Source organism: Ruegeria arenilitoris, from assembly GCF_013032855.1.
Taxonomy (GTDB): domain Bacteria; phylum Pseudomonadota; class Alphaproteobacteria; order Rhodobacterales; family Rhodobacteraceae; genus Ruegeria; species Ruegeria arenilitoris.
The window spans coordinates 65,845-86,317 of sequence record NZ_WQDA01000002.1 but is presented as its reverse complement, the minus strand read 5'-3'; the positions used below and the strand labels follow the sequence as shown (position 1 = coordinate 86,317).

Below are 20,473 nucleotides of genomic sequence, written 5' to 3'. Positions count from 1 at the left end.
GGGATCCATGAGTTTGTGGATTCCCGTAACCTTGGCCGCCGCCACCTTTCAGACGGTGCGCTTCATGCTGCAGAAGTCGCTGAGCAGCGTGAAGCTGTCGGCGACTGGCGCGACCTTTGCGCGCTTTGCCTACTCGATGCCTCTGGTGCTGCTGGGTCTGGCAGGAGCGATCCGGCTCAGCGGTCTGCCGCTGCCGGCGCTGCCGCCTCTGTTTTGGCTTTATGCCGCCATCGGCGGGCTGTCCCAGATCCTTGCCACGATCTGCGTCGTGGCGCTGTTCAAACAGCGCAACTTTGCCGTCGGCATCACCTTCAAGAAAACCGAGGTGATCCAGACCGCAATCGTCGGTTTCGTCGTGCTGGGTGACCGGGTTTCAACCGGTGCGTTCGCGGCCATCCTGCTGGGGCTGCTGGCGGTTCTGCTGTTGTCGAAGACGCCGGGCGGCAGTGGGGCGTGGTGGCGTCACCTGACCAACCGCGCCTCGCAACTGGGGCTGGGATCGGGCGTCTTGTTCGCCTTTTCCGCGGTCAGCTATCGCGGCGCGTCGCTGCAACTGGGCGATGGCGAGGCCTGGTTTCGGGCGCTGGTGACGCTGGCGGTCGTGGTCTCGATCCAGTTCCTGTCTATGGCGCTGTGGCTGGTTTGGCGCGACCGGGCCGAGCTGCGCGCGGTGTGGGACACGCGGCGCACCGGTATCTTTGTCGGGCTGACCAGCCTGGGCGGGTCGTTCTGCTGGTTCTGGGCCTTCAGCCTGCAGAACGCAGCCTACGTCAAAGCGCTGGGGCAGGTGGAGCTGATTTTCAGCCTCATGGCCTCGGTCCTGGTGTTCCGCGAGACGGTGACCCGGCGCGAGATTGCGGGGATGGTCCTGCTAGGCCTTTCGATCCTGATCCTGGTCGCCGCGATCTGAGATGCAAAAAAAGGCGCGCGGAGGTCCGTGCGCCTTCTGAACTTTTTGCCATGCAGGCGGGTCAGCCCGCGCGGCGTTCGTCAAAGCTGAGTGCGATGAAGCTGGGCAGGTGATCGCCCATGCCGACGACGGCCGGACCGCCATCGTCGCGACGTCCACGGCCTTTGCCACGCTTTTCCTTGGCAGGTTTGTCGTTCGACGCGACGTCCTTGGCGGGCTTGTCCTTCTTGACCTCGTCCTTGCGGGTCGAGGCGCGCGATTTCTTTTCGGGCTTTTTGTCCTCGGCCTCGGCCGGTTCGGCCTGAACCGGGTTGTCCAGACGCGGGATTTCCTTCTGGATCAGCTTCTCGATCGCATCCAGCGCCTTTTCATCGCGGGCCGAGCAGATGGTGATCGCCTTGCCCTCGCGCCCGGCGCGGCCGGTGCGGCCGATGCGGTGCACATAGTCCTCGGGGTGGCTGGGCACGTCGAAGTTGAACACATGGCTGACCGACGGAATGTCGAGCCCGCGCGCGGCCACGTCAGACGCCACCAGCAAACGTACCGAGCCGTCGCGGAACCCGTCCAGCGTCTTCATCCGCTGCGACTGGTCCAGATCGCCGTGGATCGGCGCGGCGTTATAGCCGTATTTCTTGAGCGATTTCGCGGTGATGTCCACATCGGTCTTGCGGTTGCAGAAGATGATGGCGTTGGTGCATTTGTCACCTTCGGCATCGATCAGCGCGCGCAGGACCTTGCGCTTGGTGCTGCCCTCACGGTCGCGGCGACCGCCTTTGACCATCACGACACCCTGTTCGATGGTCTCGGACGCGGTGGCCTGACGGGCCACTTCGATCCGGGCCGGGGCCGACAGGAACGTGTCGGTGATCCGCTCGATCTCGGGCGCCATGGTGGCCGAGAAAAACAGCGTCTGCCGGGTAAAGGGCGTCAGCGAGAAGATGCGTTCGATATCGGGAATGAACCCCATGTCCAGCATCCGGTCAGCCTCGTCCACGACCATGATCTGTACGCCGGTCAGCAGCAGCTTGCCACGTTCGAAATGGTCCAGCAGACGGCCGGGCGTGGCGATCAGCACGTCGACGCCGCGGTCGATCAGGGCCTCTTGTTCCTTGAAGCTGACGCCGCCGATCAGCAGCGCTTTGGTCAGCTTCAGATGCTTAGTGTAGGTGTCGAAGTTTTCCGCCACTTGCGCCGCCAGTTCCCGCGTCGGGCACAACACCAGCGAACGCGGCATCCGTGCCCGGGCGCGGCCGCGCGCCAGCAGAGTGATCATCGGCAGGGTAAAGCTGGCGGTCTTGCCAGTGCCGGTCTGGGCGATGCCCAGAACGTCTCGCCCTTCCAGCGCCGGTGGGATGGCGCCTTCCTGGATCGGGGTCGGGGTTTCGTAGCCGGCTTCCTCAATAGCTTTGAGGACCTTGGGGTTCAGGTTCAGATCGTTGAATTTCGTCATGTATGTCCGGTTCATGCGGACACTGACCTGGCCCGCGCGTATGAAAAATGCCGGGCCCGGATGGCCATGCGCACCATGCGCGTTTCGGCTTGGATGCGGACATAACAAAAAGGTGTGGCAGGGTCAAATGAAGACAGTTTCATCTATACCGCTACATCGCGTCACTGGCGATTTCGTGCAACAATTCAGCAGCTTCCGGGAAAGTGTTTCTGCAGCTTTTCCTCAAGATCAAGCGGTCGGTGCTTGATGAGGCCCCGTTCCTGCAGGCGCGCGCGAACCTGCGGGTCGGTGGCGCTGAGTTCGTCAAAGAACTTGCGCAGACCTTTCTCGCCTTCTTCGGCCTCGATCCAACTGAGCAGTTCGTTCATGTTCAACCCGCCCCGATCGCGATGTACGTTCGGAGCCATGCCGGGCTGGTACGAGCCGCGTTCCAGTCGAAACCGATAGTGTGACCACCAATGCTCCCAATCCGGGGCGTGGCGGTGGCACAGGTCGATCTGCGGCATCTCGGTCTTACAGGGCAAGATGACCTTGTTCTGAAACAGATTGTGGATGCGATAATTGAGGTTCTCCATCCCCGCGCGCACGAACAGCTTGCCCTGTACGTGGCTCAGAAAGCCGCCCAGAACGAAAGCGCCGTAGTTTGGATAGATCGTCTCGACAAGCGCTTCGCGTTCGGGGCCCTGGGGGATGAACGCTTTGTAGAGATCGTCGCCGCAGGCCAGGGCCTCGATCGGACGAACCCGAACCGCGTGCACCGTTTCGGGCACTTCGCCCAGCAAGTCCGCGATGGGGGCCGTGGGCCACAGGAACTCGTCCACATCTATATGCGCTAGCCAATCGAGATCGGTGTGGCGATAGGTAAAGGTCGCATGAACGGTCTGGCGGACCTGGTGGCGCTCGGGCTTGTCCCGTTTGCGCGCCGCCCAGAACGCATCGTCGCAGATGCGGACGGTCACCTTGGGGTGGCGGCGCAGGGGGCGAAAAGCCCGCCGGTTGGGCTCATCAAGGTAGAGGTAGAGGTGATCCGCGCCCAGATCCAGGTGGTAGGCCGCAAAACTCAGAATGTCGCGGGCCGATCCACGCACCGTCGAGACGATGCCCCAGCTCGGCCCGGCTGCGGTCATGCGATGACGGCCTCTGTTGCTTTGGCGGGGGGCGGGGTCAGCATCAGGTCATCATTTCCTTGGTCGCCGTAAGCGTCAGTTTGGGATAATCGCGCACCACGCGGTCGATGTCCCATTGCAGGCGGGTGAGAAAGACGATGTCGCCATCGTGATCGTGGGCAATGTGCTGCTTGTTCGCATTGACGAACTTCTCGACCTCGGCCTTGTCGCCCGACACCCAGCGCGCACTGGTGAATTGCGAGGCCTCGAACCGCACCGGCAGGCCGTATTCCAACTCGATCCGGCTGGCCAACACCTCGAACTGCAGCGCGCCCACCACGCCGACGATAAAGCCCGAGCCGATCGAAGGCTTGAACACCTTGGCAGCACCTTCCTCGGCAAACTGCATCAGCGCTTTTTCCAGGTGTTTGGCCTTCATCGGATCGCCCGCGCGCACGCCCTGCAACAGCTCGGGCGCGAAGGATGGAATTCCGGTAACGCGGATCGCCTCGCCCTCGGTCAGGGTGTCGCCGATGCGCAGCTGGCCGTGGTTGGGGATGCCGATGATATCGCCGGCCCATGCCTCGTCGGCCAGTTCCCGGTCAGAGGCCAGAAACAGAACCGGGTTCGTGATCGCCATGGGCTTCTTGCTGCGCACATGGGTCAGCTTCATGCCTCGCTTGAAGTGGCCGCTGGCCATGCGGACAAAGGCCACCCGGTCGCGGTGCTTGGGGTCCATGTTGGCCTGCACCTTGAAGACAAAGCCCGCCACCTTTTTCTCGTCCGGCGAAATCTGGCGCGGTTCGGCCGATTGCACCTGCGGCTGCGGTCCATAGGCACCGATGCCTTCCATCAGTTCCTTGACGCCGAACGAGTTGATGGCCGAGCCGAACCAGATCGGGGTCATGTGGCCTTCAAGCACCGCCTGCGGGTCCAGCGCAGGCAGCAATTCGCGCGCCATCTCGACCTCTTCCAGCAGCTTGTCCAGCAGTTCTGCGGGCACATGCTCGGCCAGTTTGGGGTCGTCCAGCCCGTTGATCTCGATGCTTTCGGCCACCTTGTTGCGGTCGGCGCGGTCCATGAGTTCCAACCGGTCACGCAGCATGTCGTAGCAGCCGATGAAATCGCGCCCCACGCCGATGGGCCAGCTGGCCGGGGTCACGTCGATGGCCAGCATTTCCTGGATCTCGTCGATGATTTCGAACGTATCGCGGCTCTCACGGTCCATCTTGTTGCAGAAGGTCAGGATCGGCAGATCGCGCAGGCGGCAGACCTCGAACAGCTTCTGCGTCTGGCTTTCCACGCCTTTGGCCCCGTCAATCACCATGACCGCGGCGTCAACGGCGGTCAGCGTGCGATAGGTGTCTTCCGAAAAGTCCGAGTGGCCGGGTGTGTCCACCAGGTTGAACCGATAGGGGCCATAGTCGAACGACATGGCTGAGGCCGAGACCGAGATCCCCCGGTCCTTTTCCATTTGCATGAAGTCCGAGCGCGTACGCCGTGCCTCGCCCTTGGCGCGCACCTGTCCGGCCATCTGGATAGCACCCCCATACAGAAGGAACTTTTCGGTCAGGGTCGTCTTGCCCGCATCCGGGTGCGAGATGATGGCAAAGGTCCGGCGCCGCGCGATCTCGGGCGGCAGGGTGGGTTGGTTCGAGGCGGTATCAAGCATGAAGGCGCGTATAGGCGGGGAATCCTGCCGAGGCAAGACAAAGGGGGTGGTTCGAATCAGGTGGATATGCCAATAAGAACATATAGTGAACAAATAATGGAGTGGATCAATGAATTTGAAAGAAATCGCCCAGGAACTGGTGGCGGGTTGCCGCGAAAACCGCGCCAAGGAGAATCTGGACAAGTTGTATGCAGCCGATGCCGTCTCGGTCGAGGCGATGGACATGCAGGGCATGGGCCGCGAGACCCACGGCATCGAGGGCATCCGCGGCAAGCATGATTGGTGGGAAAGCGCGCACGAGGTCTCGGGCGCGTCGGTCAGCGACCCGTTCCTGCATGGTGAAAACAGCTTCGCCGTGATTTTTGAAGTGCAGGGCAAGGTGAAGGAAAGCGGTGAAGCTTTCGACATGCGCGAGGTCGGCGTCTATCACGTGGTCAACGGCAAGATCGTGCGGGAAGAGTTCTTCTACTGATTTGCCGACGCCAATCTGGTCTTCCCTGTCTGGCCGGTGCTAGACATGCGGGTAACAAATGACAGGGGGGATCACATGGATCTGGGACTACAAGGAAAACGCGCGCTGGTCTGTGCCAGCAGCAAGGGCTTGGGGCTGGGCTGCGCCGAGGCGCTGGCGGCCGAGGGTGTTGATCTGGTGATGAACGCACGTGGGCCTGACGCGCTGGCGGCGCAGGCCGACCGGTTGCGCGCCGAACATGGCGTCGAGGTGCAGACCGTGGCCTGCGATGTGACCACGCCTGACGGCCAGGCGCAGGTGATCGAGGCCGCGCAGGGCGTTGATATCCTTGTGACAAACGCCGGTGGTCCGCCGCCGGGCCTGTGGTCCGATTGGGACCGCGAGGATTTCATTAAGGCGCTGGATGCCAACATGCTGACGCCGATCGCCTTCATGAAGGCGCTGTTGCCGTCAATGATGGACAAGGGTTGGGGCCGCGTGGTCAACATCACCTCGCAATCCGTGCGGGCGCCGATCGCGGTACTGGGCCTGTCGAACGCGGCGCGCACCGGGCTGACCGGCTATGTGGCCGGAACCGCCCGGCAGGTTGCGCCCTACGGCGTGACCATCAACAACCTGTTGCCCGGCATTCATGCCACCGACCGGGCGGACTCGCTGGATGCCGGAGTTTCGGCGCAGAAGGGCATCTCGCTGGACGAGGCACGGGCCGAACGCGCGGCCACGATCCCGGCGCGGCGCTATGGCACGCGGCAGGAATTCGGCGCGACCTGCGCGTTTCTGTGCTCGCAACATGCCGGTTTCATCGTGGGGCAGAACATCCTGCTGGATGGTGGCGCGACCAACCTGACGATGTGACCGTGGCGCAGGGGTTTTCGCTGAAGGATCAGCTGTTCAACGCGGAAAAGACCCGTTACCTGGCCGGCCTGTTCGCGCAGGCCGACCCCGGGTTTGACGGAGAGGCGTTTGAGGCGCGGATCATGTCGCGCCTGCCGGAGCTGGAGCTGAAGCAGCGGATCGCGTGGATTGCCGATTGTTTGCAGACGGCCTTTCCCGGCGCGCTGCCCGACGTGGCCCCGGTGATCCTGCGCGCCTTGCCGCAGCCTCTGGACCCGTCCCTGAGTGATGACGATTTCGGTGACTTCATCTTTGCCCCATTGGGCGAGTGGGTGGCGCAGGTCGGCGCGGACCATCCCGACATGGCGCTGGATGTCCTTGCAGAGATCACTCAGCGATTTTCGATGGAATGGGCGATCCGGCCCTTTCTGAACAGCCATCCCGATCTGGTGCTGGACCGGATGCAGGACTGGTGCGGGCATTCCAGCTATCACGTCCGGCGGCTGGTCTCGGAAGGCACGCGCCCGCGGCTGCCCTGGGGGCAGGCGGTTGGGCTGGACCTGTCGGACCCGCTGCCGCTGCTGGATCGGTTACACTCGGATCCGACGCGTTATGTCACGCGGTCGGTGGCGAACCATCTCAACGACATCACCAAGAAAGACCCCGACTTGGCATTGAACCGCCTGAAGGCGTGGCATGCCTCGGGCGCGCAAGACAGCGACGAGATGCGGTGGATCACCGCACATGCGCTGCGCGGGCTGGTCAAGTCCGGCCATGGCGGGGCGATGGCGCTGCTGGGTTATGATCCCGACGCACCGCTAGAGGTGAATGTTGAGGTGATTGGCGAGGCCCGCATCGGCGGGGTTCTGGAGTTCGCCGTCTCGGTATCAGGGCCCGATGATCATCCGGTCTTGATTGACTATATCGTGCATTTTCAGCGACCTGGCGGGAAAATCTCACCTAAGGTTCACAAGCTCAAGCAGGCCAATCTGTCAGATGGCCGCCTGCGGCTGAGCAAGCGTCACAAACTCAAGGGCGACGCCACCACGTTTCGGCTGGTTCCGGGGCCGCACAGGCTTGAGATTCAGGTCAACGGCAAGGTCCGCGCGGGCGTGCCGTTCGAGTTGCTGGCCTAGCGCCTCTCTTGCGCCCGATGGGCGGGGTTGTTATCCCGGCGCAAGCCCGATGAAATTGATCGGGAAAAGGCAATTGGGGTCCGTCGGTGGCAATCAACACAGCTCCTCCGCGATTGGAAATCCGCAATCTGGTCTGTCGGTTCGGCGGGCGCACGGTGGTGGATGATGTCTCGCTGACTGTTCAGGCGGGGCAGGTGACCTGTCTGCTGGGCCCGTCGGGCTGCGGCAAATCCACTACGTTGCGGATGATTGCCGGCGTCGAAATGCAGGACTCGGGCGAAATCTACGTCGATGGCAAGTTGGTCTGTGACACGGTGTTCAGGGTGCCGCCGGAACGTCGCGAGATCGGACTGATGTTCCAGGATTTCGCTTTGTTTCCGCACCTCAGCGTGGCCGACAACGTGGCTTTTGGCCTGAAGGGGGCCAAAGAGCAAAAACGGGAACGTGTCGAAGAGTTGCTGAGAAAGGTCGACCTGATCCGCCATATCGACGGGTTTCCGCATCAACTGTCAGGGGGCGAGCAGCAGCGGGTCGCGCTGGCCCGAGCGTTGGCGCCGCGTCCGCGGATCATGCTGATGGACGAGCCGTTTTCTGGCCTCGACAACCGTCTGCGCGACGGCATCCGCGACGAGACCCTCGCCATCCTCAAGGAAGAGGACGCCGCCGTGCTGCTGGTCACGCACGAGCCCGAAGAAGCGATGCGCATGGCCGACGAGATTGCACTGATGCGCCGCGGCAAGATCGTGCAGCAGGGCGCGCCCTACAATGTCTACACCCGACCCGTAGACAAGGCTGCCGTGGCATTTTTTAGTGATGTCAATGTGTTGCAGTCCCAGGTGAATGGAGCATTGGCGCAAACGCCATTTGGTCAATTCCTGGCGCCGGGCGTTCCCGATGGCACGGACGTCGAAATCGTTTTCCGCCCTCAGCATGTGCGGCTGGACTTTGATCGCAATGGCAAGGGACCGCTGCCGACGGCGACCGATGGCGTTGCAGCCCGCGGCGTGGTCGAGCGCGCTCGCTTTCTGGGCAACGAAAGCCTGATCGAGTTTCGGATGGACTATGACGGTTCGATCCTCAAGGCGACCGTCCCGAACGTGTTCGTGCCCAATCCGGGCCGGGTGATGTGGTTGACCATCCGGCGGGATCGCTGCTTCGTTTTTCCAGCCTAGACGCTGCAGCAGGTCGATTTCCCGGCGAGTGGTGCGCGAATGCCGCAGAATGCGCCGGGGCATCGCTTGCCGCATCCTTTGGGGCCGTCTATCAAGGGCGAAACGCGGGGGCACAGGCAGGCAATGCGCATACTTCTGACAAATGACGACGGGATCAACGCCCCGGGCCTGATCGCGCTCGAGGCGATTGCTGCGGATGTGGCCGGCCCGGATGGTGAGGTCTGGATCGTGGCTCCGGCTTTCGAACAGTCAGGGGTCGGGCATTGCATCAGCTATACCCATCCCATGATGGTCGCCAAACTGGGCGAGCGTCGTTTCGCGGCCGAAGGGTCGCCGGCCGACTGCGTACTGGCCGGGCTTCATGACGTGATGAAGGACGCGCGACCTGATCTGGTTCTTTCAGGCGTGAACCGGGGCAACAATTCGGCCGAGAACACTTTGTACTCAGGCACGATCGGCGGCGCGATGGAGGCGGCGCTCCAGGGCATTCCGGCGATTGCCTTGTCACAGTATTTTGGTCCGCGCAATCTTGGCCTGGACGACCCGTTCGAGGCCGCCACGCGGTTCGGAGCGGACCTGGTACGACGCATTCTTGAGGCCGATCCGCCCGCGCAGGAAGACTACCGCCTGTTTTACAACGTAAATTTCCCTCCGGTGCCTGCCGAAGAAGTTCTTGGCGCCCGCGTGGTGCGTCAGGGATTCCGACGCGACACGCATTTTGGGGTGGAACCGCACAGCTCGCCCTCGGGCCGCCGTTTCCTGTGGATCAAGGGGGGCTATCAGCACAACCCGACGGCTCCGGGAACGGATGCAGCGGCGAACCTGGACGGCTATATCTCGGTCACGCCGATGCGGGCCGACCTGACCGCCGATGATGCGCTGGAGGCGTTGAAGACGATCGAATGACCGGACTGGACCCCGAAACCAAGATGCAGTTCCTGTTCGCCCTGCGGTCGCGCGGGGTGACGGATGCGCGTGTTCTTGACGCGATGGAGCAGATCGACCGCGGCAAGTTCGTGCGGGGCCTGTTCGCCGAGCGTGCCTACGAGGACACGCCACTGCCGATTGCATGCGGCCAGACGATCAGCCAGCCCTCGGTCGTAGGTCTGATGACGCAGGCGCTGCAGGTCACGCCGCGCGACAAGGTGCTCGAGGTGGGGACGGGTTCGGGGTATCAGGCTGCGGTGCTGTCCAAGCTGGCGCGGAGGGTCTACACCGTGGAACGCCACAAGCGTCTGGTACGCGAAACCGGAGAGCTGTTTCGAGAGTTGGGGCTGACGAATATCACGGCGATGCTGTCGGATGGATCTTTCGGGTTGCCCGAACAGGCTCCTTTTGACCGCATCATCGTCACCGCCGCGGCCGAGGACCCGCCGGGCCCGCTCTTGGCGCAGCTCAAAATCGGCGGTATCATGGTCTTGCCCGTTGGGCAGTCGGATGCGGTTCAGACCCTGATACGGGTCACCAGAACCGAGACCGGGCTGGAATATGACGAACTGTTGCCTGTTCGGTTCGTGCCCTTGCTGGAAGGGCTTGGAAAGGACGAGGCGTAACGTAGGTTTAGGAATTGGGCGCCAGAACCCCGGCAAACAGGGGCAGGTGTTGAGGACAGTGATATGAGAGCAGTTTCCAAGTCAGTCTTGGGTCGTGGAACAACGGCGATGGTTGCCGCGCTGGTGCTTGCCGGTTGCGAAGGCCCGCTGGATTACGACCTGCGCGGTCAGGTCGGCGGTTTTTCGACCACTCCGGCCGCACAATCAGCCACCACGAACCGACCGGCGCCGGACAGCCGTGGCGTGATCACCTATCCGACATATCAGGTTGCCGTCGCGCAACGGGGTGACAACGTCGCCGCCGTGGCTGCGCGGGTCGGTCTGCCCGAGGCGGAGCTGGCCCGGTTCAACGGTCTCAAGCCCACCGACCAGCTGCGCGAGGGCGAGGTGCTGGCCTTGCCACGGTCCGTCGGCGCCGGAGCGGGGAACGTCGATATCGCCTCGATTGCCACGACCGCGATTGATCAGGCGCCGGACACGGGCGGCGTGCGGGTCACGAACCTTGAGCCGGCCAAACCGGCACCCGTCACCTCGACGGACGAGCCGATCCGGCACAAGGTCAAGCGGGGTGAGACGGCCTATACCATTTCGCGCCTGTATCAGGTTCCGGTCGATGCGCTGGCTGAATGGAACGGTTTGGGTTCGGACTTCGCCGTGCGCGAAGGGCAGTTTCTGCTGATCCCCGTCAAGAATCAGGTTGCACCGCGCCAAGCTGCCGCCGCAGCGCCCACGGCGACCACCGAACCGGGGCAGGGATCGCCCACCCCGACGCCGCCCAGTGCAACGCAGCCGTTGCCGGACGAAAAAGTTGCGCCGTTGACGCCCGCTCCGGACGTGACGGCCGAGGCCCCGACGAATTCCAGCTCGTCAGCCTTGGCTCTGCCGGTAACCGGCAAGATCATTCGCCCGTATGCCAAAGGCAAGAACGAAGGGATCGACATCGCCGGTTCGCCCGGTGCATCGGTCAAGGCGGCCGAAGCCGGTACCGTGGCGGCCATTACGGCGGATGCGGATCAGATCCCGATCATCGTCGTCAAGCACACCAACGATTTGCTGACGGTCTACGCGAATGTCGAGAACATCTCGGTCAAGAAGGGCGACCGGGTCAGCCGCGGCCAGAGCATTGCCAAGCTGCGCGGGGGTGAGAACGCCTATGTGCACTTCGAGGTACGCAAAGGGTTCGAGTCCGTCGACCCCGAAACCTATCTGCGCTGAGGGTCTGAGCGCCGTTCCAAGTAGCCTTGCGCGAAAAACGGGATCAGGCGGTCGGGTTGTAGTCAGCCAGCCGCTTTCCGGGTTCGTCCGCAAATATCTCGGGCAGCGGTGTGACGCTTTCGATCAGGTCGATGCGGAACACGCGGAAGGCGTCGCGCAGCTCGCACCAGGCGGTCAGGGTCCAGACCCGGCCCCAGTATTCCATGTGCAGGGGGCGGATCGTGCGTTCGGTCAGGGTTCCGTCGATGCGCCGGTAGGTCAGCCGCAGTTTCTGGCGCGATTTGATGGCCGCCCGGATCGGAGCCATATGCGCCAGCCCGCGCGCGGCATCGGCAAAGGGGTAGACGGCGAATTTCCACGCATCCGCCTCGGCCACCACCTGGGTGGGCAGTACCGCGTCGATCTTGGCGGCCAGCGCCTCGGCGGCGGCCTTCAGGTCGGGGTCGGCGGCCTCGGCCACGATCGCCATGCCGAGGTTCAGGGCCTCAAGCTCGGCTGGGGTGAGGTTCAGCGGGGGCAGGGTGATCTGCTCGCGCACCATGTACCCCACGCCGCGTTCGCCCTCGACCGGGACGCCAGACGCCACCAGCGTGTCCATGTCGCGATAGATGGTGCGGACCGAAACCTCGAGCCGGTCCGCGATGTCCTGCGCGCGGTGCAGTTTGCCGTCGCGCAGGATCTGGATGATGTCGAACAGGCGGTCAGTGCGGCGCATGACACGCCGTCCGGACCGCGATCAGGCGGTCATGTTCCATAGCACTTTCTCGTGACGCATCTGGATGCTGGAGGGGTCGATGGCCGCCATCAGACCGGCGGCAAAATCCTGCTGCGGGAACTGCGCGGCGGCGTCCTGCGCGGCCTTCATGTCGGTCCAGATGACATAATCGGTCCAGCGGCCATCCTCGCCCTGGCTCAGCTGTCGGTGGGCAAAGCCCGGGGCCGCGCGCACGAAGGCCTCGGTCGTCTGGCTGAGCCTGACGAACTCCTTCGGCGTGGTGCCATCGGCGAGGGTGAAGGTGACGATTTCAGCAACATGGGTCATGTGAGTCTCCGTTGACCAGGTTTCGATGCCCTGTTCCTAGTCGCCTGCAACTGACATAAACCTGTCAGTAGAGAATTGCCAGCCCGCAAAAAGCGCCCGAGCGGCCCGGATTTGAACGCGGATTTGACTTGCGTCACTTTTTTCGGCTGCCCGGTGGGCGTAGACAGGCTTCCAGATCACATTCCCGGCGCGGCGCGCCGACGTAGAAGGAGAAGAGACATGCTCAACAATATCGGCCTTCCCGGCCTGCTGCTGATCGCCGTCGTGGTGCTGGTGCTGTTCGGCCGCGGCAAGATCAGCTCGTTGATGGGTGAAGTGGGCAAGGGCATCACCGCATTCAAGAAAGGCGTCAAGGACGGTACCGAAGAGATCGAACAGGACGCGTCCGAGCTGGCCAAGGATGTCACGCCCGAGTCCGACAAAGACAAGGTCTAATCGCCCATGTTTGATCTGGGCTGGACCGAACTTCTGGTCATCGGCATCGTTGCCCTGATCGTCGTGGGGCCCAAGGACCTGCCGGTTCTGTTCCGCAATGTCGGACGGTTCGTCGGCAAGGCCCGCGGTATGGCGCGCGAGTTCTCAAGCGCCATGAACGAGGCGGCCGACCAGGCGGGCGTGAACGACATCAAGAAAGGTCTGGACGCGGCCACCAACCCGGTGGGCAGTGCGATGGACGGCGTCAAGCAGGCGGCCCAGGACATGGCCAAGAGCATGGACCCGACCAAGTTCGACCCCGACAGCGAAACCGGCAAACTGGCCGCTGAGCGGGCCGAGCGGGCCAAGAAGATCCAGGCCTCAACCGCCCGTGCCGCCGCCGAGCGCAAAGCGAAAGAAGCCGCCGAGGCCTTGGCCAAGGCCGAAGAGGCCGAAGCCGCGCTGAAAACCGAAGGCAAGACATGAGCAAGACCGACGAGATCGAAGATACCTCGGCCCCCCTGATCGAGCATCTGACCGAGCTGCGCACGCGGTTGATCCACAGCGTCGTGGCCTTTTTGATCGGTATGATCATCTGTTTCACGGTTGCCACGCCGATCTTCAACTTTCTGACCCAGCCCCTGTGCGATGTTCTGTCCGAGCGCGGACAGGACTGCGACCTGATCTTCATTTCGCCGCAGGAGGGCTTCTTCGTGGCGATCAAGGTCTCGCTCTTGGGTGGGTTCATTCTGGCCTTTCCATATATCGGTATGCAGATGTGGCGGTTCGTGGCGCCGGGGCTCTATCGATCCGAGAAGAACGCCTTCCTGCCGTTCCTGCTGGCCTCGCCCTTCATGTTCCTGCTGGGCGCGAGCTTTGCCTTTTACGTGGTCACGCCGCTGGCCTATGACTTCTTCCTTGGGTTCCAGCAATTCGGGGCCGAGGGTGAGGCCTTGGCGGATGGCGCCACCGCGCCGCTGAGCGTGGTGTTCCAGGGATCGGCGCAGGAATATCTGAACCTGACGATCAAGTTCATCGTGGCCTTTGGCCTGTGTTTCCAGTTGCCGGTTCTGCTGACCCTGATGGGCAAGGCCGGGCTGGTCAGCGCCGAAGGTTTGGGCGCGGTGCGCAAATATGCCGTGGTGGGCATTCTGGTTCTGGCCGCCATCGTGACCCCGCCGGACGTGATCACCCAAATCATCCTGTTCGTCGTGGTCTATGGCCTGTACGAGATTTCGATTTTCCTGGTGGCTCGGGTCGAGAGAAAGCGTGAAGAACAGCTGCGGGCCGAAGGCTACTATGACGATGAAGAAGCCGCCGATGATGCGATGATGGACGAGTTTGACGCAGAAGACGGCAAATAAACCCGAGCAGTAAATGGGGAAGGGCGTGCCTTGGCGGGTGCGCCCTTTCTTCATGCGGGTCTTGTTGGCGGCCCGTGAACGTGGTTGAAATCGGCCGCAAGACTTCGGAGGACCCATGGACGACCAAGCCCTGAACCGCATCGCCGACGCCTTGGAGCGCATGGCCCCGGCGCCCTTGGCCGCGCCCGATTTCTCGGCCGCCCCCGCCTTTGTCTGGCACATCGGGCCCGACCGGTTGGAGCCGGTGCACCATGTCAACCGCGTCGATCTGGATCTGCTGGTGGGCATCAACCGGTCGCGCGATACGCTGCTGGACAACACGCGCCGCTTCGCGGCCGGGTACAAGGCCAACAACGCGCTTTTGTGGGGGGCGCGCGGAATGGGCAAGTCCAGCCTCGTCAAGGCGGTGCACGGCACCCTTCAGCCCGAGTTTCCCGACCTGAAGCTGGTCGAGCTTCAGCGCGAGGACATGGGCTCGGTCGCGCGGTTGCTGAACCACCTGCGCGCCGCACCTTACCGGTTCATCCTGTTCTGCGACGACCTGTCGTTCAGCCATGACGACCAGCACTACAAGTCGCTCAAGGCCGTGTTGGACGGCGGGATCGAGGGCCGGCCCGAAAACGTGGTGTTCTATGCCACGTCGAACCGCCGCCACTTGATGCCGCGCGACATGATCGAGAACGAACGCTCGAGCGCGATCAACCCGTCCGAGGCGGTCGAGGAAAAGGTTTCGCTGTCCGACCGGTTCGGCCTGTGGCTGGGGTTCCACCCCTGCGATCAGGACGAATACCTTGCGATGATCGACCGGTATTGCGCGGCCTATGGCGTAAGCGTCGATGCCGACGTTCTGCGGGCCGAGGCGATCGAATGGCAGGCCACGCGCGGCGCGCGTTCGGGCCGCGTGGCGTGGCAGTTCTTTGTCGATCTGGCTGGCCGGAAGGGCGTTCACATCGAATGAAAACGGCGCCCGCTTGGGGCGCCGCAACATCTTTCCCGTCGATCTGGCCGAAAAATCTCAGCCCAGCATCGACAGCAGGCGCGCTGCCTCGTCCGAGGGGCTGGCCAGCTTAGACCGGTCCTCACCGGGGAAGAAACGCGCGCGCAGGGCTGTGGCCATCGGCTCGGGCTGCAACACATGAACCTTCGGCCCGGTGCGCACGGTTTCGGCGGCCCAGCTGCGCGCCATGGCGATCTGCGCGGCCTTGGTTGCGCCGTAGGTGGCGCAGAACTTCTCGCCGGCACGCGGGTCGTCAAAGAACACGGCCTGTCCAGCCTCACCCAGCAAGGGCGCGATATAGGGGATCAGCACCGAAGTTGCCGAGGCGTTCACGTCCACGGACTTTTGCCAATCCTTGGGGTCGATGAAATTTGCGGGCGTCAGCGGTGCGGTGTGAATGGCCGTATGCAGCCACAGATCCAGCTTGCCCCAGCGGTCATGGATGCCGCGGCACAGCGTGGCCATGGCGTTGGGGTCGGCGATGTCCATCGGCGCCAGGGTGGCCGCGCCCCCTTTGGCCTTGATGCGGTCATCCAGGTCTTCCAGCCCGCCGGTGGTGCGGGCAACGGCGACGATGTGATACTCGGGCGCCAGCGCCTCGGCCAGAGCGGCACCAAGGCCGCGCGACGCGCCGGTAACAAGTGCGGTTTTGGTGTGATCGGTCATGCGCGGGGTTTGAACCCAAGCGCGCAGCCCGTCAAGCCCGGATCAGCTTCCGGGGATGGCGATGCGCTGGGTCCGGCCGCTTTGTCGCAGCATGATGCCGTCTTTGTCGATGGCCACGATCGTGCCCGAACCAAAGCGGCTGCCTGTCTTGACCTCTTTCACCCGTCCAGACGATGAGCGCATCAGGGCGCGCATGTCGTTCTGCGGGCCAAAGACGCCCAGGACGGTCGTACCATTCTTGCTGAGCGCGCCCTTTTGGGTGGCCGCGCTGTCGACTCTGGGATTTGCCATGAAAACTGGCCGGCCCGGTGGCCCGGCCTCCGTGTGATTGCGTGAGTGAGCAGCCGGTTGGCTAGCAGAGCCAAAGGGGAAGGAAAAGCCGGTGCATCAGGTTTCGGCCATGTTTCGCCACGCTGATCCGAACCATGAAAAAAAGGGGCCCTGCGGCCCCTTGGAGAAGTCTCTGAATTCCGGCCTTATTCGGCCGCCGGTTGCATCTTGAACCCTTGTTCAACCATGTCCGCCGGAGTAACGGGATACTCGCCCGAGAAACATGCATCGCAGTATTGCGGGCAGTCCTTGCTGCGACCCTGCGATTCGCCGACCGCCCGGTACAGCCCGTCCAGCGAGATGAACTTGAGGCTGTCGACAGCCAGATGCTTGGTCATTTCTTCCTCGGTCATCGTGGCGGCCAGCAGCTTTTCGCGCTGTGGCGTGTCCACGCCGTAGAAACAGGGCCAGGCCGTGGGCGGCGAGGCGATGCGGAAATGCACCTCTTTCGCGCCGGCATCCAGGATCATTTCCTTGATCTTGCGGCTGGTCGTACCGCGCACCACCGAGTCGTCGACCAGTATCACCCGCTTGCCCTCGATCAGGGCGCGGTTCACGTTCAGCTTGAGCCGCACGCCCATGTTGCGGATCTGTTCGGTGGGTTCGATGAAGGTGCGGCCCATGTATTGGTTGCGGATGATCCCCATCGCATAGGGGATGCCCGACTCCAACGAGTACCCAATGGCCGCGGGCGTGCCGCTGTCTGGCACGGGGCAGACCAGATCCGCCTCGACGGGGCTTTCCTTGGCCAACTCGCGCCCAATGGCTTCGCGTGTCTCATAGACCGAGCGTCCACCCAGAATCGAGTCGGGGCGCGAAAAGTAGACATGCTCGAAGATACAGAATTTGCTGGGTTGTCGGCGGAACGGGAAGTGGCTTTCAACACCATTCTGGGCATTTATCACCACCATTTCGCCGGGCTCGATCTCGCGCAGGAATTCGGCACCGATGATGTCCAGGGCACAAGTTTCCGAGGCCAGGCACCAGCCATCGCCGATTTTGCCCAATACCAGCGGGCGCACACCCAGAGGATCGCGGACGCCGATCAGCTTGGTGCGGGTCATGGCGACCACCGAGAAGGCGCCCTCGACCCGGCGCAGTGCGTCTTCCATCCGTTCCGGGATGTTGCGCTGTAGCGAGCGGGCCATCAGGTGGATGATGCATTCGCTGTCGGACGAGCTTTGGAAGATCGAGCCGCGCTCGATCAGCTCGCGCCGCAGGGCATTGGCGTTTGTGATGTTGCCATTGTGCGCAATCGCGGCGCCGCCCATCGAAAACTCGCCGAAGAACGGCTGTACGTCACGGATGGCGGTCTGGCCCTTGGACCCGGCCGTGGAATAGCGCACATGGCCGATCCCGATCGGCCCGGGCAGGCTTTCCATCACGTCGGACGAGGTGAAATTGTCGCGCACATAGCCAAATCGACGGGCCGAGTTGAAGCCGAGTTCAGGATCATGGGTGACGATCCCGCCGGCTTCCTGCCCGCGGTGCTGCAGGGCATGCAGACCAAGAGCAACGAAATTGGCGGCATCTTTGACACCGACGACCCCGAAAATCCCGCATTCCTCGCGGAGCTTGTCATCATCGAACGGGTGGGCGGGGGGCATCTGCGGGCTATGCAAGACAGGCAGCTCCGATTCCATGGCGAGTTGGCCCTCACATAATGCCTAATGCCCCCCATGTCACCAAAGGATCATAATTCGTTTTGCCGCAGGCCGGGTTTCTGGTTTGATGGGGCCGCGAACATGAGTGTTTCCCGTGTTTTGAACGCGCTGCATGGTATGACGCCGGCAGCATTTGACCGAGGGCAAAACAGGTATGTGGCAGGGACGACCGAGCCAGAAAAAGGACGAGCACGTCAAACGCCGGTGCCATCGGTGCCGCGGAATGGGACGTGCACCTTGTCAGATATGCAACGGCAAGGGCGAAGTCCTGAAGGGCCGAGATCACTTGGGCAAGCCCCAGTTCAGCCGGTGCGACGGATGCTTTGGCCTGAAAACCAACCGCTGTTCGGTTTGTGGGGGCGAAGGGTTCGTCTGACCCTCTGACAAAAGAAAAGCCCGGCTGGCCGCCGGGCTGCTTCGTTTTGCTTGGCTGGTAGCTGTTACTGGCCCTGAGAATCCGCTGTGCAGGATGCAACAAGCTCTTCGTACTGGGTGGTCACCCAACCCAGGGCGGCCTCGGGGTTCTGCTCTTCGATCCTGTCGCTGAACTGCTCGAATACCTTGGCCGAGCGGCTTTCATCGACGATCGTGTAGGACTGGCCGGTCATCACGGTGTCGTAGACAAAGAAGGCGATGGCAACCAGCAGAATGCCGCGGGCAATGCCGAAGAAGAACCCCAGCGCCTGATCCAGCCCACCCAGCGCCGAGCGCTGTACCAGGGACGAGAACAACGGGGTGAAGATGCTGACCACGATCAGCGCAATGGCAAACACCGCGGCAAAGCCCGTAATCACCGACAATTCGCAGCTGTCACGCAAGAAGTCTCCGACCACCGGGATTTCCTTGACCAGCGGCACGGCTTGCGGTGCAAAGATGAAGGCCAGAACTGCGGCGGCAACCCAACCTGCAATGGCCATGACCTCGCGCATGAAGCCGCGCGAATAGGCCAGAATCCCCGACAGCACGATGATCAGGGCAACGAGCCCGTCAATTATTGTAAAACCTTCCATGGCCCTCGCCTGTTCTTTTTCTGCCCCTCGAGGCGCGACTTTAACCTGCTCCGAAGGTTTCGCCAACAAACCCGACCAAATCAGAGGGTCGGGTGAGTGTCAGACCTGCCACAGTACCGGTTTTGCCGCCTGCCGGAGCAATTGCTGCTGTGAAACCAAGTTTTTGCGCTTCTTTCAACCTGTTTTCGGTCTGCGGCGCTGGTCTAAGTGCCCCGGATAGCGAGATTTCTCCGAAAACCACGGTGTCGGCGGGCAGGGCGGTGTCCTCGCGCGCGCTCAGCAGGGCGGCGGCCACGGCAAGGTCGGCTGCGGGCTCGCTGATCTTCAGCCCCCCGGCCACGTTCAGATAGACGTCGAGCCCGGCAAAGGGGATGCCGCAGCGCGCTTCGAGCACGGCGAGGATCATCGCAAGCCGCCCGCTGTCCCAGCCGACGACCGTGCGGCGGGGCTGTGAATGGGGCGAGGGCGCAACCAGCGCCTGCAGTTCGACCAGAACGGGCCGGGTGCCCTCGATGCCTGCAAAAACCGCCGAGCCAGGGCTGGGTGTGCCGCGTTCCGACAGAAACAGGGCCGAGGGGTTGGTGACCTGTGCCAGACCCTTGCCCGTCATCTCGAACACACCGATTTCGTCGGCGGGGCCAAAGCGGTTCTTGACCGCGCGCAGGATGCGGAACTGGTGGCCGCGCTCGCCCTCGAAATAGAGGACGGTATCGACCATGTGTTCGACCACGCGGGGGCCAGCGATCTGGCCTTCCTTGGTGACATGGCCGACCATGATGATGGACACGCCGTGGCGCTTGGCAAAGCTGGTCAACTCGTGCGCGGCGGCGCGGACCTGACTGACTGATCCCGGCGCGCTGTCGACATTGTCCGCCCACATGGTCTGGATCGAGTCGATGATGGCAAGGCCGGGTTTCTCGGCCTCGAGCGTGGTGAGAATGTCGCGCAGGTTGGTCTCGGCCGCCAGTTGCACCGGCGCGTCCTCGAGCCCCAGGCGGCGCGCGCGCATGCGAACCTGGGCGCTGGCTTCCTCGCCCGAGACATAGATGGTTTTCAGGCCCGACCGGGCAAATCGCGCGGCGGCCTGCAACAGCAGGGTGGATTTGCCGATGCCCGGATCGCCGCCCACCAGCAGGGCCGAGGCAGGGACCAGCCCGCCGCCCAGGACACGGTCCAGTTCCTCGACGCCGCAGACTGTGCGGGGCGGCGGGGCCTCCTCGGTGGAGAGGTCCGTCAGGGTGACGGCCTGGCCCCGTTTGCCGCCCAGCGATTTCCTGGCCGGGCCTGCCGACAATGGGGCCTCTTGAACTATGGTGTTCCACTCGCCACAGCCGTCGCAGCGGCCGGACCAGCGGGATTGCGAGGCGCCACAGGCCGAGCAGATGAAAGTCGTCGTCTTTGCCATGGCGCAATTCGTGCCCGAGCTTGCGCGGTTCTTCAAGCCCTTCCGGTGTTCAATCCGGACT

At 63.1% G+C, this 20,473-nt stretch carries 22 protein-coding genes; 12 read left to right on the top strand and 10 right to left on the bottom strand.

Annotated features, from left to right (window positions below; genetic code table 11):
* The first annotated feature begins 7 nt into the window (after nt 1–7).
* Complete coding sequence (locus GOW72_RS06545; RefSeq protein ID WP_170366133.1) at nt 8–910, top strand: DMT family transporter; 903 nt, start codon at nt 8–10, stop codon at nt 908–910.
* A 61-nt stretch (nt 911–971) separates the two neighbouring features.
* Here the strand turns inward: GOW72_RS06545 and GOW72_RS06540 are convergent, their stop codons facing one another.
* The 3 genes from GOW72_RS06540 to GOW72_RS06530 form a co-directional block, all read right to left on the bottom strand.
* Nucleotides 972–2,360 (bottom strand): DEAD/DEAH box helicase, encoded by a 1,389-nt coding sequence (locus tag GOW72_RS06540; protein WP_170366762.1) that lies wholly within the window; start codon nt 2,358–2,360, stop codon nt 972–974.
* A gap of 185 nt (nt 2,361–2,545) precedes the next feature.
* Nucleotides 2,546–3,487 carry a glycosyltransferase family 2 protein gene (locus tag GOW72_RS06535; protein WP_170366131.1) on the bottom strand — a complete coding sequence of 314 codons (942 nt, stop codon included), beginning with the start codon at nt 3,485–3,487 and terminating at the stop codon, nt 2,546–2,548.
* Between the two features lie 43 nt (nt 3,488–3,530).
* The gene (locus GOW72_RS06530) at nt 3,531–5,138 is read right to left on the bottom strand and encodes a peptide chain release factor 3 (RefSeq protein WP_170366129.1); all 1,608 of its coding nucleotides are present in this window, start codon (nt 5,136–5,138) and stop codon (nt 3,531–3,533) included.
* A 109-nt stretch (nt 5,139–5,247) separates the two neighbouring features.
* On the opposite strand from GOW72_RS06530, the gene GOW72_RS06525 reads away from it, so the two are divergent.
* The 7 genes from GOW72_RS06525 (at nt 5,248) to GOW72_RS06495 (ending at nt 11,520) form a co-directional block, all read left to right on the top strand.
* On the top strand, nt 5,248–5,610 hold the full coding sequence (locus GOW72_RS06525) for a nuclear transport factor 2 family protein (RefSeq protein WP_093962268.1): 363 nt from the start codon (nt 5,248–5,250) through the stop codon (nt 5,608–5,610).
* A gap of 75 nt (nt 5,611–5,685) precedes the next feature.
* Complete coding sequence (locus tag GOW72_RS06520) at nt 5,686–6,465, top strand: SDR family oxidoreductase (protein WP_170366127.1); 780 nt, start codon at nt 5,686–5,688, stop codon at nt 6,463–6,465.
* Nucleotides 6,466–6,467: 2 nt separating this feature from the next.
* Nucleotides 6,468–7,580 carry a hypothetical protein gene (locus GOW72_RS06515; protein ID WP_170366761.1) on the top strand — a complete coding sequence of 371 codons (1,113 nt, stop codon included), beginning with the start codon at nt 6,468–6,470 and terminating at the stop codon, nt 7,578–7,580.
* An 86-nt stretch (nt 7,581–7,666) separates the two neighbouring features.
* Nucleotides 7,667–8,752: an ABC transporter ATP-binding protein gene (locus GOW72_RS06510; RefSeq protein ID WP_170338320.1), complete on the top strand. Its 1,086-nt coding sequence runs from the start codon at nt 7,667–7,669 to the stop codon at nt 8,750–8,752.
* Between the two features lie 123 nt (nt 8,753–8,875).
* The gene (surE, locus tag GOW72_RS06505; RefSeq protein WP_170366125.1) at nt 8,876–9,658 is read left to right on the top strand and encodes a 5'/3'-nucleotidase SurE; all 783 of its coding nucleotides are present in this window, start codon (nt 8,876–8,878) and stop codon (nt 9,656–9,658) included.
* Nucleotides 9,655–10,305, top strand: a complete 651-nt coding sequence (locus GOW72_RS06500) for a protein-L-isoaspartate(D-aspartate) O-methyltransferase (protein ID WP_170338827.1) — start codon at nt 9,655–9,657, stop codon at nt 10,303–10,305. Before surE ends, GOW72_RS06500 begins: the two co-directional genes overlap by 4 nt.
* Nucleotides 10,306–10,368: 63 nt before the next feature.
* A complete protein-coding gene (locus GOW72_RS06495) occupies nt 10,369–11,520 on the top strand; it encodes a M23 family metallopeptidase (RefSeq protein WP_170366123.1) in 1,152 nt (383 codons plus the stop codon).
* A gap of 43 nt (nt 11,521–11,563) precedes the next feature.
* Here GOW72_RS06495 and GOW72_RS06490 read toward each other — a convergent pair whose 3' ends face one another.
* Nucleotides 11,564–12,235, bottom strand: coding sequence for a helix-turn-helix transcriptional regulator (locus tag GOW72_RS06490; protein ID WP_170358978.1), 672 nt, complete (start codon nt 12,233–12,235; stop codon nt 11,564–11,566).
* A gap of 21 nt (nt 12,236–12,256) precedes the next feature.
* Nucleotides 12,257–12,562 carry a hypothetical protein gene (locus GOW72_RS06485; protein WP_170366121.1) on the bottom strand — a complete coding sequence of 102 codons (306 nt, stop codon included), beginning with the start codon at nt 12,560–12,562 and terminating at the stop codon, nt 12,257–12,259.
* 219 nt (nt 12,563–12,781) lie between these two features.
* On the opposite strand from GOW72_RS06485, the gene GOW72_RS06480 reads away from it, so the two are divergent.
* The 4 genes from GOW72_RS06480 (at nt 12,782) to GOW72_RS06465 (ending at nt 15,298) form a co-directional block, all read left to right on the top strand.
* The gene (locus tag GOW72_RS06480; protein WP_170338833.1) at nt 12,782–12,997 is read left to right on the top strand and encodes a twin-arginine translocase TatA/TatE family subunit; all 216 of its coding nucleotides are present in this window, start codon (nt 12,782–12,784) and stop codon (nt 12,995–12,997) included.
* Nucleotides 12,998–13,003: 6 nt separating this feature from the next.
* Nucleotides 13,004–13,462, top strand: coding sequence for a Sec-independent protein translocase protein TatB (gene tatB, locus GOW72_RS06475; RefSeq protein ID WP_170366119.1), 459 nt, complete (start codon nt 13,004–13,006; stop codon nt 13,460–13,462).
* Nucleotides 13,459–14,340 carry a twin-arginine translocase subunit TatC gene (gene tatC / locus GOW72_RS06470; protein WP_170366117.1) on the top strand — a complete coding sequence of 294 codons (882 nt, stop codon included), beginning with the start codon at nt 13,459–13,461 and terminating at the stop codon, nt 14,338–14,340. The genes tatB and tatC overlap by 4 nt, the downstream gene beginning before the upstream one ends.
* Before the next feature lie 115 nt (nt 14,341–14,455).
* The gene (locus GOW72_RS06465; protein ID WP_170363335.1) at nt 14,456–15,298 is read left to right on the top strand and encodes an ATP-binding protein; all 843 of its coding nucleotides are present in this window, start codon (nt 14,456–14,458) and stop codon (nt 15,296–15,298) included.
* Between the two features lie 57 nt (nt 15,299–15,355).
* On the opposite strand, the gene GOW72_RS06460 is transcribed toward GOW72_RS06465, so the two are convergent.
* The 5 genes from GOW72_RS06460 to radA form a co-directional block, all read right to left on the bottom strand.
* Complete coding sequence (locus tag GOW72_RS06460; RefSeq protein ID WP_170366115.1) at nt 15,356–16,003, bottom strand: SDR family NAD(P)-dependent oxidoreductase; 648 nt, start codon at nt 16,001–16,003, stop codon at nt 15,356–15,358.
* Nucleotides 16,004–16,045: 42 nt separating this feature from the next.
* Nucleotides 16,046–16,294, bottom strand: coding sequence for a hypothetical protein (locus GOW72_RS06455; protein WP_093962257.1), 249 nt, complete (start codon nt 16,292–16,294; stop codon nt 16,046–16,048).
* A gap of 185 nt (nt 16,295–16,479) precedes the next feature.
* Complete coding sequence (gene purF, locus GOW72_RS06450) at nt 16,480–17,940, bottom strand: amidophosphoribosyltransferase (RefSeq protein ID WP_093962976.1); 1,461 nt, start codon at nt 17,938–17,940, stop codon at nt 16,480–16,482.
* Nucleotides 17,941–18,437: 497 nt separating this feature from the next.
* Nucleotides 18,438–19,007: a CvpA family protein gene (locus tag GOW72_RS06445; protein ID WP_093962256.1), complete on the bottom strand. Its 570-nt coding sequence runs from the start codon at nt 19,005–19,007 to the stop codon at nt 18,438–18,440.
* A gap of 40 nt (nt 19,008–19,047) precedes the next feature.
* Nucleotides 19,048–20,412: a DNA repair protein RadA gene (radA, locus tag GOW72_RS06440; protein ID WP_170366113.1), complete on the bottom strand. Its 1,365-nt coding sequence runs from the start codon at nt 20,410–20,412 to the stop codon at nt 19,048–19,050.
* Between the last annotated feature and the right edge of the window lie 61 nt (nt 20,413–20,473).

Coding starts and splice junctions, on each gene's coding strand:
- GOW72_RS06545 (WP_170366133.1), top strand. CDS start 8: ATGAGTTTGTGGATTCCCGTAACCTTGGCCGCCGCCACCTTTCAGACG.
- GOW72_RS06540 (WP_170366762.1), bottom strand. CDS start 2,360: ATGACGAAATTCAACGATCTGAACCTGAACCCCAAGGTCCTCAAAGCT.
- GOW72_RS06535 (WP_170366131.1), bottom strand. CDS start 3,487: ATGACCGCAGCCGGGCCGAGCTGGGGCATCGTCTCGACGGTGCGTGGA.
- GOW72_RS06530 (WP_170366129.1), bottom strand. CDS start 5,138: ATGCTTGATACCGCCTCGAACCAACCCACCCTGCCGCCCGAGATCGCG.
- GOW72_RS06525 (WP_093962268.1), top strand. CDS start 5,248: ATGAATTTGAAAGAAATCGCCCAGGAACTGGTGGCGGGTTGCCGCGAA.
- GOW72_RS06520 (WP_170366127.1), top strand. CDS start 5,686: ATGGATCTGGGACTACAAGGAAAACGCGCGCTGGTCTGTGCCAGCAGC.
- surE (WP_170366125.1), top strand. CDS start 8,876: ATGCGCATACTTCTGACAAATGACGACGGGATCAACGCCCCGGGCCTG.
- GOW72_RS06500 (WP_170338827.1), top strand. CDS start 9,655: ATGACCGGACTGGACCCCGAAACCAAGATGCAGTTCCTGTTCGCCCTG.
- GOW72_RS06495 (WP_170366123.1), top strand. CDS start 10,369: ATGAGAGCAGTTTCCAAGTCAGTCTTGGGTCGTGGAACAACGGCGATG.
- GOW72_RS06490 (WP_170358978.1), bottom strand. CDS start 12,235: ATGCGCCGCACTGACCGCCTGTTCGACATCATCCAGATCCTGCGCGAC.
- GOW72_RS06485 (WP_170366121.1), bottom strand. CDS start 12,562: ATGACCCATGTTGCTGAAATCGTCACCTTCACCCTCGCCGATGGCACC.
- GOW72_RS06480 (WP_170338833.1), top strand. CDS start 12,782: ATGCTCAACAATATCGGCCTTCCCGGCCTGCTGCTGATCGCCGTCGTG.
- tatB (WP_170366119.1), top strand. CDS start 13,004: ATGTTTGATCTGGGCTGGACCGAACTTCTGGTCATCGGCATCGTTGCC.
- tatC (WP_170366117.1), top strand. CDS start 13,459: ATGAGCAAGACCGACGAGATCGAAGATACCTCGGCCCCCCTGATCGAG.
- GOW72_RS06465 (WP_170363335.1), top strand. CDS start 14,456: ATGGACGACCAAGCCCTGAACCGCATCGCCGACGCCTTGGAGCGCATG.
- GOW72_RS06460 (WP_170366115.1), bottom strand. CDS start 16,003: ATGACCGATCACACCAAAACCGCACTTGTTACCGGCGCGTCGCGCGGC.
- GOW72_RS06455 (WP_093962257.1), bottom strand. CDS start 16,294: ATGGCAAATCCCAGAGTCGACAGCGCGGCCACCCAAAAGGGCGCGCTC.
- purF (WP_093962976.1), bottom strand. CDS start 17,940: ATGCCCCCCGCCCACCCGTTCGATGATGACAAGCTCCGCGAGGAATGC.
- GOW72_RS06445 (WP_093962256.1), bottom strand. CDS start 19,007: ATGGAAGGTTTTACAATAATTGACGGGCTCGTTGCCCTGATCATCGTG.
- radA (WP_170366113.1), bottom strand. CDS start 20,412: ATGGCAAAGACGACGACTTTCATCTGCTCGGCCTGTGGCGCCTCGCAA.